Raw genomic sequence first — 13,425 nt, 5'->3', positions numbered from 1 at the left:
AAGCGGGCCTAGGGGTGGAGGGTTGTGCAGACCCCACCGGCGTCGCGCCGGCGTGGGAGTCGGCGCGGCGTAGATGGGTCGGAGGTCAGACGACGCCCAGGCGGCGCAGCCAGGTCGGGTGCCCGTGCGCACAGAAGCCATCGGGCTCGAACGGGAAGCAGCCGTCGGTGGCCTCGGCGCAGGCGTCGATGAGCTGGTGGGCGAGCGTGACGAAGTCCGGCTCCGGGCTAGTCGGCGCGGGGTAGGCGCGGCCGGTTGCGGGGTCGTGGGTGATGTGCGGCACGGGGGCGTCGTCGGGGTCGGCGAGCGTGGGCGCGTCCGCGATGGCGTCCATCTCAGCAGCCCTTGGTAGAGGCAGGCGCGGCCGAACGCGCAGCGGCGGTGGGGCGCGACGAAGCCGGAGTCGCCGGTGACGTGCGCGGCAGGAGCCGCTTCGCCGACGCGGATCCGGATCGGCGGGCGGGTGCCGCACATGTGGGCGTCCCGGCCCCCCTGTGGCGCGGTCGAGCAGCCCGCCGGCGAGATCCGTACGGGGCGACCGGCGCGGCCTTCGGTACGTCCCCGGGCGACGGGGCCGGCAGGAGGAGCGGCGCGGCCGGGCCGTTGGGCGGCGGGGACGAAGGGGTGCCGGGGGCGTCCGGCCCGAGGGCGAGCGCGGCGACCCGGTCGAGGTCGAGGTAGCGGGCGTGGAAGGCGCGTGCCCGATCGGTCGCGCCGGCCGCCGCCAGCGCGGCGAGGACGGCCTCGAGGGTGAGGTGGCTGAAGCCGACGCCGCCCTGGGCGCCGGTGGGGTCGACGAGGTGGGCGCGGTAGGCTTCGGCGGCGGCCGCGACCCGGGGGTTCAGGGCGGGCCCGAGTAGGATGAAGTGGGCGCGGCCGGCGAGCCCGCGGGCGAGGGCGAGGGGGAGGAGAGTGTGCTCGCGGCGGAGCTGCTCGAGACCGGGGCGGTAAAGATCGGGGACGTCGGGGTCGATGAACAGGCCGCTGGCGCGGGTGACCTCACGGTAGCGGTCGCGGGGAGAGGCGGCTGGGCCCTGAAGGTTCTCCACGTACTTGCATTCCAGGCCGATGATCCCGGGCTCGCCGTCCAAGCTGACGAAGTCGATCCGGGCGTCCCAGGCGGTGCCGTCCCCGAGCAGGGCGGGGTCATCGCGCCCGATCGAGGACTCTACCGTGATGCCGGTGATGGCATGCACGGTATCGGGCAGCAGGGCGCGGAACACCGCGGTGGCCAGATCCGGATCGCAGGCGAGCGGCGCGAGAAGGTTGATCAGCAAACCTTGCGAAGACAGCAGGTGACCCTGGATCTTGGGGACGTCCCAGGCTGAGCCCAGCTCCCTCAGAACGAGGGCACGATGAAGGAAGGCGCGGGTGGCGGGCTCGAGGAAAGCGGCCCCGGCGCGGGCGGCGTCGGCGCGCAGGCGGTAGCCAGCCCGGACCCGGCGGGTCTTGCCATCGGCGCCGCGGGTGATGTGGACCCCTGCGGGCAGGCCGTGATCGGCGCGCCAGAGGCTCGCCAGAACTCTGGCCGCGGCGGCGAACCGCGAATCGGTGCTGATGAAGGCGCCGTGGGCCTTACGCAAGGCGTCGGACAGGGCTGGAGCGTGCGGCAGGCGGGCGACGAAGGGATCGGAGGCGGAGGGGTCGCGGAGGGCGATGGGCAGGGTGAGGTCGGCCACGAAGGGGCTCCCGGCTGGCGACCGCGGGCGGTGCGGTCCGGGATGGCTTCACGGCTGCGTGCTGGAACTTGCGCGGGCAGCGCGACGAAGGCGCGGCAGCGTGATTGGGGCGGTGGTCGCGCTTGGTGCTCGTGCCGGGGCTGGCCGGCGACGGCGTCTGGGGGTGCTCTGGGTGGTTCGGGGGTGTCGCGGGGAGTGTGTTGGGGTGGCTCGGCGGGTGTGTCGGCTCGGGTTGTCTCTCGGCTGGGGGTGTCTGTGTGTCCGAGGGTGTCTGCCGGTGGGGTTTTATTGTTGTACCACAATGTCAAGCTCGATGATACGACCTCTATGCCCTCGGGGTGCAGCGTTTTACTGTAAAAAAGACGGACGCCCGCATGGAGACCCTCGTGCGCCTGAACGGGTGCGGCCGCGGCAACGCGGGAGGCATCGCCGCGCCGATCAAGACGGGTGCGGATGGGGCGGGGCGATGGGCTCCTACCGAGCGGTGAGTTGCGTCGCGTCCTGCGCGGTCCTACGCGCCTTGCGCTGGTGGTCGCGCTCGCCGTCCTCGGGCGAACCGGGCGCGGGCAGCTTGAGAACCCGGGCGAAGGCGGCGAGCCCGCGCTCGGCGAGGCACTTACCGCCGTCGCGGTTGATGCGGCCGGTGGTGGGATAGAAGTTGTAGGGGCCAACCTTGATGTGGGCGGGCCCGGGGCGCTCGAAGTAAGCCGGGCTGTTTCGCGCGAGGTAGCGCAGCGCCTCGGTCACGCGGGGGTGGTCGTCGGGCCGGAAGGGGCTGGGGCGGGTTTCACGCATGGATCGATCGTGGCCGTTGGCGTTGCGGGATGCCCGTCGAGGGGGCACTGTCATATGGCGGCACGTGCCCGGTCCCGAGTATCTGCTCATCGCCGTGTGGCATCCGCACGTAGGCCTGCCCCCCGAGGGATTGGGATTGGCTACGATCGCCGGGACCGGCTCGGGACAGGGCTGGCTGAACCGCCGTCCACCCGAGCGAGCACCGCGATGGAGTAGCGGTCGGGCCAGCGACGCCCCGGGACCGTCGGCTGGGGACGAGCGAGCGTTCAGGCGTCGGCGTCCGTCGCAGTCAGGCGCGCGTAGGTCTTGCGCACACCCTCCGCCGTCCAGCGGCGGCCCGTACCCGTCGTGATCCCCCGTTGATTCAAGTCGTCGGCGGCGCGCTGCGTACGACCGCGCGCTTCGGGCAGTCGCCCCATGACCGCGAGCAGTTCCAGCTTCGCACGCTCGCGCATGGCCGGACCTTCGGAGGCGTGTCGCTTCTGCCATCGGCGAAAGTGCCGGATCGGGTCGAAGAACTGACCGTCAATCATCTCCCGCTCCGGCAGCAACGGTTCGCACTCGACGCCGCGCGCCCTGACGTAGCTGGGTATCTCCTCGTGCGGACGCCAATGGTGAGCCTGCGAGAAATCGACCACCAGCAACGTGGCCTGTTTCGCGATGCAGATCGGTATGATCCTGTCCAATTCTTCGCGAACAGCCTCAGTGCCCCGATCGGAGGCGAACTCCATGAAGGCCCGTTCGGCGATGAGGTGGCCCTTCTCGTCGCGCACATACCGGCGGATCAGCTCGAGTTGGTATCGGATGGTCCGGCTGCGGCGGGCGGCGGCCTCGACGTCAGCGGGCAACTGCCGGAAGCCCCGTCGCGGTACCGGCAGCGTCCAGTAGAACCCCGCATACGCCCGCCCCACGCCGCTCTCCCGCCCCCGTACCGCGATCGCCTGAACCCGGACAATTCCAGCAGTTTTCCGGCGAGCCCCCGCGACTGGCTAGCCCTGGGTCATCGCCTGACGGGCTCCAGCGGGTCGAGCCACGACCGCCCTGTCCAAGGCTTTGCCAGGACGAATTCTACCATGTCGCACGCAAACATGACGAGCGAGGAAGCCTATAGGGTGCTCGGCGTCGCGCCGGGCGCTTCGACGGAGGCGGTCAAGGCCGCCTATCACAAGGAGGCCAAGATCGCTCACCCGGATCTCAACGGCAACGGCAGCGCGGAGGCGTTCCACCGCATCCAGGAGGCCTACGAGACGATCATGCGCCGCCGCGTCCAGCGCCGCCTCGACAAGGCGGACGGCGCGGAGTCGGGTGCGGGGCCCGAGGAGGAAGAGAAGCTGACCGACGCGGCCGTGAAGCTCGTCGCGGTCTTCCTCGAGCGGGAGGGCATCGAGATCCTGTTCGACGGCACGCTGCGGAGCCGGACGGCGCCCAGCGCGGCGCATCGGGCGGACGAGATCGCGGGGTTCCTGGCGGTCGAGGAGATCGATGGCCCCTGGCTGATCGACGAGCTCATGACCGAGGTGCGGGCCAACGGCATCAAGATGCGCAAGACCGATGTCGAGCGCGCCGTGCGCCGGTTGACCCGGGAGGCGCAGAAGGCGCGCCGGCAGGCGATCGTCGAGCCGCTGCTGATGCCGGACGTGGGCGCGACGGACGAGGCGGCGACGGCGTGGTCGCTGCTCGCGGCGACCGTGTTCGAGACCGACGCCACGCTGTGCGTCGGCTGCCTGCAACACTTCGTCTGGCAGGTGAAGCGCAAGCTCCTCGGGCTGCCGATCCGGCACCACCTGATGCCGGTGATCTGGAGCCCGCTCCAGGGCGGGGGCAAGACGACGTTCGTGCGCAAGTTCCTGGCGCCGCTGCGCGAGCTGGCAACCGGCCCGGTCCTGCTGTCGGACTTTACGGACAAGCGCAGCGGCGACATCTATCGCTTTCCGGCGCTGTTCGTGGACGACATGGAGCAGATCGAGGCCAAGCTCATCCCGGTGCTGAAGAGCCTCGTGACGAGCGAGGGGCTGCGGCGGCGCAAGCTCGGCACGTCGATGAGCGAGGGCCACCGGCAGCGCACGACGCTGATCGGCACGGCCAACAGCGCGATCGACGCCCTGGTGGCCGACGCCACGGGCAACCGGCGCTTCGCCAGCCTGCGCTTCCGCAACGGCAAGGTCGAGACCGGGGGCGACGCGGCGGTGTGGCCGGCGATCGACACGGTGGACTACGGGCTGCTGTGGCGCTCGGTCGACGTGTTCGGGGCGGGGCCGATCGAGGCGCATCTCGAGGCGCTCGTCGCCCTGCAGGAGACCGGGCGGGCGCCGGACCCAGTGCTGGTCTGGCTGCGCGCTCTCGACCTCATGTCGGCGCGCGTCACGGGAATCGTCACGCGCCAGGGCATCAAGGCGAGCGACCTCCACGACCTGTACTGCGAGCAGACGAACAGCACCCTTACCCTCACCCGCTTCGGGGAATGCATGCGCACGTACGTGCTCGATCCCACGGTGCCGTTCGGTCCGAAGGTCAAGAAGGAGACCGGGTGGTACTACCCGCTGAAGGTCGCGCCCGGGAGCGTCTAGAGCGCTCTCCGCCGAAGTGGACACCGGTTCGGCGCGAGAGAGCGCGTTGCGACAAGGACTTAGAGCCCCGCCCGATTGCAACGTGGTCGGGCACGGCTCTAGCCGGCCCGGTGAGGGCGCGATCGGCGTGACGGCCGCTTGCGTCGGCAGCCTCGTCAGGGCCGTCAGCGTCGTCAGACCCGTCAGACCCGTCAGCTTCGTCAGGCCCGGCAAGGCTTGCCGGTCCCCCACCGAACCCCCAAGGTTGCGGCCCAAGCCGCGGCCTGCGCGGAGCGAAGCCCAGCCGCGAGGAGCCCCCCCTTGGCCAGGTCCGATTACGCCGATGCCCGTCCCCCGCAAACCTTCGCCGAGATCCGCGGTCAGGAGCACGCCAAAAGGTTTCTCTCCCGGCTGATCCAGCGCGGACAGATCGCCCGCCCCATCCTCTTTGAGGGCGCCTACGGCTCGGGCAAGACGTCGCTCGCGCGCCTCTACGCGCGCGCGCTGAACTGCCGTGACCGGCGCGCCTGCGGCTCGCCGTGCGGGCGATGTCAGGCCTGTACAGCGAACGCTGGGTTTCACGAATACGACACGCCTCTCGAAGGCGGCGATAAGGCCAACGTCCTCCGCTTCGTGACGGACCGCGCCCGCCCCCAGACGGCTTACAAGTACGTGGTCCTCTTCTTCGACGAGGCGCATGCCCTCGAACGGCGCGCCGCCGAGGCCCTCCTCAAGTCCGTCGAGGAGCCTCCGGACGGCGTGACCTTCTGCTTCGCGACCACCCACCCCGGCCAGATCATCGCGCCGCTGCGCTCGCGGCTTCGTTCGGTCGTGGTCAAACCGCTCCCGGCCCGGCTCGCGATCCGCCTCCTGCAGGAACGGGCGGAGGCAGACGGCCTCGCCTACGATCCGGCCGCGCTCGCTCTGCTTGCGGGCCTCAAGCAAGGCCATCCCCGCGATCTGCTGAACGGCCTCGGGCAGCTGCGCGATCTCGAACCCCCGCGCATCACGGTGAAGTTGGTGCGGGAGGTGTTCGACGTCGACCACGACGTGCATCTGCTCACCTACGTCACGGCGCTGGCCGACGGCGACGAGTCCGCCCAGGTGCGGGCGTGGTTCGCCTGGCAGGAGCCAGCGGCGACCAAGATCGCTTGGCTGCAGGCCTTCCTGACGAGCCTCTACTACAACGACATCCTCGGCGAGGACGCGGTCGTCGACGCGCTCGTGGCCTCGATTGAAGAGATGGACCGGCGACGGATCATTGATCGCTTCCGGCGGCGCCTGAGGTTGGAGCGCACCGGCGGCCTCGCCGAGCCGTGGCGGCGGATGATGGCGTTCTGGGCGACGCCGGCCGACGATACCGCCCCGGCCGCGCTGGAGCTGCGCGTGGCGGTGTTCCAGGATCTCGTCAACGCGGGGCCGGTCGAGCCGGCTCAATCAGACCTGGGGCAGGATACGGCGCGGCGCCCGACGCCGACCCCACGAGCACCCGAACGCCTCGAACTCGCCGCAGTCCCGGCCCCGGGCAAGTCCCGCTACATCGAGGCGGCGGACGTCCGGGCGATCGTGGCAACCGCGTCCTACCTGCCCCAGGAACACGGCGTCCTGTTCAACGCGCGCTTCGATGTGCGTCCCGCAGCGTACGGGTGCGACGACGACGCGTCGGCGCGCGCGTCGATCGAGGCGTTCTGCAGGGATCTGCGGGACGCGGTCGCCTCGTGGGGCCAGGGCCCGTTCGCCCGTCTCACCCTGTTTATGCGGGATCCTGACCGGGGTGGCGACCTGCGCGGTTTGGTCGTGGCACACCTACCCCAGGGCACCGAGCCGCGCGCAGGAGACGACGCGACGGGTCGGATCGACGCGTGGTGTCGGGCGTGGCGTGCGGCGGACCGCACGACCGAGCCAGAGAACGGGATCTCGTTCGCGCCCGCCCCCCTTCGGAGGGCCGATGCAATCACGTTCCACTGGCGGGCGGTCATGCAACTCTGCGCGGGCCTCGACGCGGGCGTGACGCATCTCGACCCGCAGGCGGGCCGCGTCTGCCCGCTCCGCGAGCTCCTACATGAGGCGGGCGCGGTCGCTTGGCGACGGGCCGGGCCGGTTTCCGATCCGCTGTTCAGCGTCTCCGAGCTCCTCGCCCCCCAGGCGGTCGCGAACGCCTGCGCGCACGGGATGGACCTGTTGTCCGCGTTCGATGCCGGGGCCTGGGAGCACCTACGCACGGGCTGGGAACTGGAGGAGCACCCCGACAGGCTATCGGCGAAGGCCGAGCGGCGGGCGCGGCTGGATGAGATCGCCGAGATCTACGGGGCCGATACCCCCCAGGCGCAGGACGCCCAAGCCGAGCGGATCGCCGCGTGGAGCCGTCCGGCCGAGGAGCGCCGGCACACCTGGCCCGGCGCGTGGTGGCCGCGCGCGGAGGCCTGACGACCATGCTCGACGTCGAGTACCTGATCACTCCGCCGCCGCTGACCGGCGAGATGATCTACCTCTATCGCACCGGCGTCCTACGGCCGCGGGTCAAGGAGGCCTTGCGCGAACTCGCCGCCGCCCAGGGCAAGGAGCTGATTGTCTGCGCCAATAACGCTGACTTCCGGAGCGCGCTCGGAGGCGGGTCGTTCTTCCTCGATCGCGGTCCTCACTGCTGCCTCTGGCTCGACGCGGAGGAGGACACGGCCGGACGTCGCGCCGAGGACGAGATGATGCTGGCGACGTTCGAAGCCCGCGCGCGGGCGCGGGAGGAGCCGCGCTTCATTCTGTTCGTGGAGGAGGGCGGCCTACTCACCACACGTGCGGGCTGGGCCGCGGCCGAGGCAGCCGCGTTCGTGCTGCGCGAGCCGCGCATCACCCGGGAAACGCTGAGGCCGGCCTTGCGCGGCCTGCAGGCCTCGACGGACCTCGCCGCCCGTCCGAACTGGCTCGACCAGCCCGGCTTCGCGGCGCGCTTCGACGGGTTCTGGGCCCGTCGCGATCCGAGCCTGCGCGCGCTCCTGCACGCGTTCGAGGACGAGGTTCTGATCCGCGTCGATCCCCGCACGGAGCGGTTCGAACCGCCGGAGGCGGTCGTCACGGCGCCCGGGCGGGGCAGGCCGGCATCGCCGGTGCGCTGCCTGCATCACCTCCTCGCCAAGCCGAGCGGTTGGGCGCTCGTCGATCTGATCAAAGTCTTGGACGAACGTCAGAACGCACGGGCGTGGTCGCCCCGCGAGGTCGTCATAGAGCTGCATCGGATCGCGGGCGAGGTGCTCGTGCCACCTGGGGAACCGGTCCGGCGTGCGGGCGCACACACGCGACGGGGCGCCCGCCCGGCGCCCGCGGACACCTCTTCTGCCGCAATCCTATGGGCGGCGTTGGTCTTGGCGTGGGACGCGCACCTTGTTGCGTGCGCGCGGGCCGGCGCGATCGGTGATCGTCGCACACCGAGCCTCCTCATCCCGATTCTCGATCGGTTGGGTCGCGACTTTCTCATGCGCTCGGCGATGCCGCCGGGGGAGGATCAGCTCGGCGGGCATTGGGGGGCGCTGGGGCGCGTTCTCACGTCTCGCTCCGGAGTGACGCCCGGGGCGAGCCGGCGAGTCGGGGGCCGTGGGGCACCCGACGGTGCGGCCGCGACGGATCCGCTCGCGGCCCGGCGCGCCAGGACGGTGCGCCGCTTGGTCGAATGCCTCGACGCCGCGACGGCGCTGCGCAGCGGACCCTGGTCGACGCGGCTGCATCGTCTGGCTGCGGCCACGCTCGCGGACGCAGGTGCGGGCGACGAAGCGTGTGACGAGGCGGACGCCGCATGGATTCTACCGCCCGGCGAGGCCCGCTCATGAGCGAAGTCCAATCTGAATCGGAAGCGCACTCGCCCCTCGCCTCGCCCGGGGCCTTCACGGACCTCCTCGGGCAGGTGCGCGCGATCGAGGCGCTGCGCACGCGCGTGAGGACAGGCACGCACCACCCATCGATGATCCTGCATGGTCCGCCCGGAGTGGGCCGGCGGACGCTGGCTCGCGTCTACGCGCGTGGCGCCTTCTGCGTGCGGCCGACCGCGGCGGGTGAACCCTGCAGGCGCGAGGATTGCCACCACTGCGCCCGCTTCGATCGCAAACCGCGCGGCCTCGGCTACCTCGAGTATGATCCTGGAGGAACACCGGACAGCGCCCACGTCGACGAGTTTTTGAAGACCAGGAAGGGATTGTTGGACGATCGATCGATGATCGTCCTGGTCGACGCCGACGAGTACGGCGACCGCGTGCTCGATCGCTTTCTGAAGACTCTGCAGGGGACCAGCATCTCATTCATCCTTCTCGCGCGCGACGAGAGAAGGCTCCCCAAGCCGATCCGCTCACGCTGCGACAGCTTCCGTCTGCGGCCCCTCGCGCGGGACGATGCTCACGCCTTCCTGCGCGCGCGCCTGCCGTCGGCACCCCCTGACGAACGCGCCCTCGATGTGCTCGTCGGGGCCGGGGAAGGTCTGCCGGGGCGGATGGCGGAGCAGGTCGCGCGTCTGCCCGGTGAGTCCGGGATCACGCTCGATGGCGTGCGCCGCGCGCTCGCCCTGACCTGGCCCGAGGAGATGTCGGCGTTCTGGCGGGCGCTCCTCGACCGCGAGATCCCGGCCGACGCGGTACCTCGGCTTCCGGGCGCGGACGAACCGTCCGAGCAGGTCCGGCGCGTTCGGGTGATCCTGCAGCACCTGCGCGCGCCCACGACACCCGGGGCGGCCAGGGATCCCGCGTTGCTGTATCGCGAGGCTGCCCTCCTCGACGAACCGATCGCCCGGCTGCGCCGCTGCGCGGGCCCTCGGCATGGTGCCTTCGAGGAGATGTGGCGGCGACTCGCGCACGTCTGGACGTCCGGGGATCTGATCGACGGGGATGCGCTCGTCGCGGCGGTACAGCGCTCCCGCCGCGTCGTCAGCGGCGGTGTGGAGGGATGAGGGGCGCGCTCCTCGGCTGCGGGCCGGACGGAGAGACGGATGCCGTCCGCATGCAGCGCCGGCTCACGTCAAGAATGATCGAACGATCGGTGGCGTGCAGCCGATCGGCGCCAGCGGGTATCAGGGGATGCGCGACATCTGCTCGAGCAGCATCGGCAGGCCGTAGCCGCCGTAGGCGCCGCTCACCGACTTCTGCCGACCGAGCATGTAGATCGTGACATCCTCGCGCAGACCCTTGTCACGAGAGAGCGACGAGAAGCGGTGACGCCAGCCGTGGTTGGGTTGCATGCGCGGGTCGGTCAGCCCCAGCGAGCGGATCCACCGGCCGAGCACCTTGCTGCCGTTGCCGCCCCGGCTGCCGAACCGGTCAGGCGTCAGGTCGGGGAACAGCGGCCCGGGCTTAGCCTTCCCGGCGAACTCGAGGAACCCGCTAGCGATCAGCGTCGGGTGGACCGGGATGGTGCGCTCGGAGTTCTCGTTCTTGAGCGAGCCGGCCTCCGGGCGGATGGCGAGAACGGGGATGCCGGCGTCCGTGTAGACATCCTCCTTGCGCAGCTGGCAGATCTCGGCCACCCGGGCGCCGGTGTAGGCGCACAGCCACGGCACCCAGCGCCGCACGGGATCGCGCGACGCGGCCGCTGCCGAGAGGATCACTGCAACCTCGTTCTCCGTCGGGTCACGCTTGCGATCCACCGCCCGGGCCTTCGTCGTGACCTTGATGCCGCGGGCGACGTTGAGCTTAAGCTTCTTGTTGTCGACGCCCCATTGCAGGATCGTGCGCACCGGCCCGATCTTGCCGTTGCGGATCGTGGTGCCGCGAAGGCCGTGCTCCAGAAGCTTGTCCTTCCAGCGAACGACGTCGTCCTCGGTGACTCGCGCGGCCTCGCCATGCCCGACGAAGGCCGCGAAGTCCCGCACCACCCGGGGGAAGACGTAGGCCGTCTTCGCCGCGGGCTGGCGCTCGCGCAGCCAGCCGGCGATCAGCGCCTCGAGAGTGATCCCGTCGGCGGGTAGGCCCGGCGTCTCGGGTCCACGCGCCGGCGGAGCTGGCAGCGGCGGCGCCGAGATCTGGCCGACCAATGCGGGTGCCGGGGCCCAGCCGCCGCGGGCCATCTCGCGCAGCCGCAGCGCGCCGGCCTGCATCGCCCGGGCGATCGCGCGCACGAGTTCCCGCCGGCTGTCCGGATCGACTCGCAGGCCCTCGCGCTCGAGGTGTGCGTCGGCGGCGCTCTCGCACCATGCGCGCATCGCCTGACGCTGGACCATGTGCCGGTCGAGCCCGTCGATCATCACTTGAACCGCCGAGCGTCCCTCAAGCGCGAGCGGGCCCTCCTCGAACAGCGTCTCGCCGGCCTCGACCCGCCACAGGCTCTGGCGGCTCGGGTAATCCCGGTGCTCGGCCACGAACGCGTCTGCGACCCGCGCGGCGAGCCCGTGCGCCTCGTGCTCGGTCAGCGCCCGCGCCCCGCCCCGGAGGTTCGCCCACTGCGCCTCGAGTTCGGCGAGCGCCCCGGCGAACAGGCGCTTGGCCTCTTTTGGATCGCGGGTGCCCAGGCTGCGGCGGACCTCGCCGCGCCCAAGGGCAGCCTTCAGGTCGTCCGGGACGCGCCGGCGGAGATAATAGACGCGGGTGCGCGGATGCAGCCAGGGAGTTGCCATCGCGAGGGCCATGTGTACCACCCGTGTGTACCACCGGGCGTCCAAAAAGCCATTGCCGGACAGCAAGCTACGGCAGGAACACCACAATTAAGTGTGGTGGCGGAGACGGAGGGATTCGAACCCTCGATACCCATTTCTGGGTATGCTCATTTAGCAAACGAGTGCCTTCAGCCGCTCGGCCACGTCTCCACGGCTCTGGCTCTAGAATTTCGCGTTCGGCCGGTCAACCCGCTTTGCCGCGGCCTCTGCGGCGCGGGCTCGGGAGCGGGCGACGGGCGTCGGCGGTCTCACACGCCCGCCGCCGCCTCGGCAAGGCGCTTGCGCTGGACCTTGCCGTTGGCGGTGCGCGGCAGCGTTTCGAGGAAGCGGATCTCGCGCGGGCATTTGTAGGCGGCCAGCCGCGCGCGGCACCAAGCGAGCAGCGCCTCCGCATCGGCCGCGGCGTCCGCGTTCAGGACCACGAAGGCGCCGATGACGCGCACGTCCGCGCGCACCGCCAATTCGGCGACGCCGACCTCGGCCACGTCGGGATGCTCGGCCAGCACGCCCTCCACCTCGTTCGGCGAGACGCGGTAGCCCATCGCGTTCATCAGGTCGTCGTTGCGGCCCTCGAACCAGAGATATCCGTCCGGATCGAGGCGCGCGAGGTCGCCGCCCGCGAACCACTCGCCGCGCAAAACACTCGCCTCCTCGTCCGGCCGGTTCCAGTAGCCGAGCATCAGGCCCGGTTCGGAGCGGTGGATGGCGAGGAGACCGGTCTCGCCGGCCGGCAGCGGGACCGGCTCGCCCTCGACGGGGAGGATGGCGACGCGGCGCCCGGGCTGCGGCCGGCCGGGCGAGCCGGGGCGCACGGGGATGGTCGGGCCGCTCGACACGTAGGTCGAGATCTCGCTCATGCCGAGGGCCTCGTAGAGCGGCTTGCCGGTCGCCCGCTCCCAGGCGTCGAGCAGGTCCGGCGGCAGGGCCTCGCCCGCGGTCACGCCGTGGCGCAGGCTCGAGAGATCGCAGGCGGCGAGGTCGGCGTATTTCAGGATCTGCCGGTAGAGGCTCGGCACGGCCGCGAACAGCGTCGCCCGGTGCCGTGCGATGAGGCCCGGCCAGATCGCCGGGTCGCGCGGGCCGTTGTAGAGGACGGTGGTGGCGCCCACGGCCCAGGGATCGGTGATGCCGACGCCGAGCGTGTAGGTCCAGTTCATCGTGCCCGCGTGCAGCATCACGTCGGATTCGGTCAGGCCGAGCCAGTGCGGGTGCATCGGGCGGCGCCCGTAGACGGCGCGGTGGGCGTGCAGAACGCCCTTGGGATGGCTGGTGGTGCCCGAGGTGTAGACGAGGGTCGCGGGATCGTCCGCGCCCGTGTCCGCGTAGTCCGGCAGGGGCGGGCCCGCCTTCATCGCGGCGATCGCGCCGGCATCGAGGAGCAGGCGGCCGCCGAGGCTTCCCGCGTCGACGGGGCAGTCGGCGCCGGCCACGACGAGCGCGGCACCCGAATTCTCCATCAGGAAGCCGGCCTCGCCGGGGGTGAGAAGCGGGGAGGAGGGCAGGGCGACGAGGCCGGCGGCCAAGGCGCCGAAATAGACGAGGACGTAGTCCGCCTCGTTGCCCATGCGGATCATCACGCGCGCGCCGGGCTCCAGCCCGAGGCCGAGGAGACCCGCCGCGATGCCGCGCACGGCCCGGTCGGCCTCCGCGAAGGTCAGGCTCTCGGTGGCCGCGTCCCCCACCATGACCAGGGCAGTCTTGTCCGGCCGCAGGCGCGCGTTCTCCGCGAGGCAGTAGCGCGCGGCGTTGAAGCGCTCGGGCGGGCGGGTGGAATCTGTCACGG

10 protein-coding genes and 1 tRNA gene are annotated in these 13,425 nt (G+C 71.2%); 4 read left to right on the top strand and 7 right to left on the bottom strand.

Features of this window, described 5'->3' with window-relative positions; all coding sequences use genetic code 11:
* Positions 1 to 85 precede the first annotated feature (85 nt).
* The 4 genes from E1J50_RS00200 to E1J50_RS00185 all read right to left on the bottom strand — a co-directional run bounded on the left by E1J50_RS00200 (position 86) and on the right by E1J50_RS00185 (position 3,385).
* Positions 86 to 334, bottom strand: coding sequence for a hypothetical protein (locus E1J50_RS00200; protein WP_132249171.1), 249 nt, complete (start codon positions 332 to 334; stop codon positions 86 to 88).
* 1 nt (position 335) lies between these two features.
* Positions 336 to 1,679, bottom strand: a complete 1,344-nt coding sequence (locus E1J50_RS00195; RefSeq protein ID WP_132249169.1) for a PGN_0703 family putative restriction endonuclease — start codon at positions 1,677 to 1,679, stop codon at positions 336 to 338.
* A 474-nt stretch (positions 1,680 to 2,153) separates the two neighbouring features.
* Positions 2,154 to 2,474 carry a hypothetical protein gene (locus tag E1J50_RS00190; protein WP_132249167.1) on the bottom strand — a complete coding sequence of 107 codons (321 nt, stop codon included), beginning with the start codon at positions 2,472 to 2,474 and terminating at the stop codon, positions 2,154 to 2,156.
* 266 nt (positions 2,475 to 2,740) lie between these two features.
* Entirely contained in the window at positions 2,741 to 3,385 is a 645-nt protein-coding gene (locus tag E1J50_RS00185; protein WP_132249165.1) for a hypothetical protein, read from the bottom strand.
* 162 nt (positions 3,386 to 3,547) lie between these two features.
* On the opposite strand from E1J50_RS00185, the gene E1J50_RS00180 reads away from it, so the two are divergent.
* The 4 genes from E1J50_RS00180 (at position 3,548) to E1J50_RS00165 (ending at position 9,944) form a co-directional block, all read left to right on the top strand.
* Positions 3,548 to 5,041, top strand: coding sequence for a DnaJ domain-containing protein (locus tag E1J50_RS00180; protein WP_132249163.1), 1,494 nt, complete (start codon positions 3,548 to 3,550; stop codon positions 5,039 to 5,041).
* Between the two features lie 138 nt (positions 5,042 to 5,179).
* On the top strand, positions 5,180 to 7,447 hold the full coding sequence (locus E1J50_RS00175; protein WP_132249161.1) for an AAA family ATPase: 2,268 nt from the start codon (positions 5,180 to 5,182) through the stop codon (positions 7,445 to 7,447).
* 5 nt (positions 7,448 to 7,452) lie between these two features.
* On the top strand, positions 7,453 to 8,838 hold the full coding sequence (locus tag E1J50_RS00170; protein ID WP_132249159.1) for a hypothetical protein: 1,386 nt from the start codon (positions 7,453 to 7,455) through the stop codon (positions 8,836 to 8,838).
* Positions 8,835 to 9,944, top strand: coding sequence for a hypothetical protein (locus E1J50_RS00165; protein WP_165937738.1), 1,110 nt, complete (start codon positions 8,835 to 8,837; stop codon positions 9,942 to 9,944). The genes E1J50_RS00170 and E1J50_RS00165 overlap by 4 nt, the downstream gene beginning before the upstream one ends.
* 120 nt (positions 9,945 to 10,064) lie before the next feature.
* On the opposite strand, the gene E1J50_RS00160 is transcribed toward E1J50_RS00165, so the two are convergent.
* From E1J50_RS00160 to E1J50_RS00150, 3 genes are all read right to left on the bottom strand, one after another.
* Positions 10,065 to 11,615 (bottom strand): DUF6538 domain-containing protein, encoded by a 1,551-nt coding sequence (locus E1J50_RS00160; protein ID WP_132249155.1) that lies wholly within the window; start codon positions 11,613 to 11,615, stop codon positions 10,065 to 10,067.
* Positions 11,616 to 11,700: 85 nt separating this feature from the next.
* Positions 11,701 to 11,792: transfer RNA gene (locus tag E1J50_RS00155), tRNA-Ser, on the bottom strand.
* Positions 11,793 to 11,890: 98 nt separating this feature from the next.
* Complete coding sequence (locus E1J50_RS00150) at positions 11,891 to 13,423, bottom strand: acetate--CoA ligase (protein WP_132249153.1); 1,533 nt, start codon at positions 13,421 to 13,423, stop codon at positions 11,891 to 11,893.
* Positions 13,424 to 13,425 lie beyond the last annotated feature (2 nt).

The organism is Methylobacterium segetis (assembly GCF_004348265.1).
Taxonomy (GTDB): domain Bacteria; phylum Pseudomonadota; class Alphaproteobacteria; order Rhizobiales; family Beijerinckiaceae; genus Methylobacterium; species Methylobacterium segetis.
The sequence above is the reverse complement of the archived record's forward strand: the minus strand, read 5'-3'. Positions and strand labels throughout refer to the sequence as shown.